The sequence below is a fragment of the Actinoplanes sp. NPDC024001 genome, assembly GCF_040638955.1.
Lineage (GTDB): Bacteria > Actinomycetota > Actinomycetes > Mycobacteriales > Micromonosporaceae > Actinoplanes.
Map to the genome: position 1 here is coordinate 1 of NZ_JBEZZB010000369.1, position 1,592 is coordinate 1,592.

At 76.6% G+C, this 1,592-nt stretch carries 1 protein-coding gene and 1 pseudogene; both read right to left on the bottom strand.

Annotated elements, in window-relative coordinates; genetic code table 11:
- Positions 1 to 1,194: pseudogene (locus AB0F81_RS51230) on the bottom strand (ABC transporter permease); the annotation flags it as partial.
- Positions 1,191 to 1,592, bottom strand: a 402-nt coding sequence (locus AB0F81_RS51235; RefSeq protein ID WP_360211764.1) for an FtsX-like permease family protein, incomplete at its 5' end; no start/stop codon positions are given. The gene AB0F81_RS51235 and the pseudogene AB0F81_RS51230, both read right to left, overlap by 4 nt.

A 1,592-nucleotide genomic window follows, 5' to 3' on the forward strand; every position in this document is an offset into this window, starting at 1 on the left:
GCCGGCGGCGGCGTACGCGGCCGGCGCGGCGACCGCGAGCAGCACGATCGCCGTGACCAGCAGCGGTTCCCAGACGTCCGCCCGCCCGCCGGTCAGCACCCCGGCCAGCCAGCCGAGCAGCGCGGCCGGCAGCACGACCTGCAGCGTCTCGGCGAAGGCGCGCGCGGCGATCGCCCGGACCGAGCCGCCGCGGGCGCGGATCAGCGCGTACTCGTTGCGGCGGCGGTCGACGCCGAGCCGGGCGGCCAGCAGGATCAGCCCGGCCGCGGTGGCGAGCAGGCCGGCCTGCACCACGGCGAGCAGCGCCCGCACCCCGCGCAGCCGCTCGTCGAAGTCGGCGAGGGTGGAGTCCACACTGCTCAGCAGCGTGCTGTATTCCGGCGGGTAGCGGCGGGCGGCGGCCACCGCGGTCTTCAGCTCGCCGATCCGGTCGGCGGTGAGCCGCTGCGCGTCGAGCCGGTAACGCCAGCGTTCGCGCAGCTCACCGATGCCGTCACCGGCCATGGTCGCACCGGCGCGGTCGCTGAGCAGGATGGCCTGGAAACGGGTGCCGTCGTCGATGCTGGGGCAGGAGACCCGGGTCAGTTTCGCGTCCGCCCAGAACGGGTCGGCCGGGTTCACCTGCTCGTAGAGGCCGACCACGCGCACCTGGGCGGTGCCCCACCGGGCGGACAGGGCGAGCGTGTCGCCGACCCGGATGCCGAGCCCTCGTGCCTCGTCGCGGCCGGCCATCACCTCGGCGGTCCGGCCGGACCGCGGGGCCCGTCCCTCGACGATCCGGGTGGCCTGCTCGGAGCCGGTCTGCCGGCGGACCCCGGCCAGCGGTGGGCAGCTGCCCGGCTCGGCGGCGCCGACGGCCATGGCGGCCGGCGCCGCCTCGGTGACGAACCAGCCGTTCTCGACCATCTCGGGCAGCGGCGCCGGGAGCTCCTGGCGGATCCGATCGAGCAGCGCCGCCTGGTCGGCCTTCGGCCGGAAGTCCGGCTCCGCCATGGGCAGGCTGAACGTCAGGTCGCGCTGCGACGACTCGAGCCGGCCGATCTCGGTACGCAGGCCGGCGTCGGTGCGGTCGTTGGCGATCCGGGGCAACCCGGAGGCCAGGAAGGCGGTCAGCATGACCAGGGCGGCGAGCAGCCCGAGCTGCCCGGCGTACGCGCGAGCGCGGCGTACCGTACCGATGATCTGGTTCTTCATCGGTCCGCACCCAACCGCAAGCGCGCCGCCGGGAGCCGGCGTGCTGCCGAGGCCGCGGTCGCGGCGCTCAGCGCCAGCGCGATGCCGACCAGCAGCACCACGCTGCCCACCGTGGGCAGCCAGCCGACCTGCAGAACCGGTTCCGGCACCGGCCGCACCGCGGTCGGGGTGAGCACCAGCAGCGGGGCCATCGCGCCCGCGACCAGCAGGCCGACCGTCAGGCCGGCGAGCGCGCCCACCCCGGCCAGGAACGCCTGCTCGACCACGAGCGAGCGGGCCAGCAGGCGGGGCCCGGCGCCGAGGGTGTGCAGGACGGCCAGCTCACCGGCGCGCCGGCGGGCGGTGGCCCGGGAGTCGGCGGCGATTCCGGCCCCCGCCAGCAGCACCCCCCCGCAAGC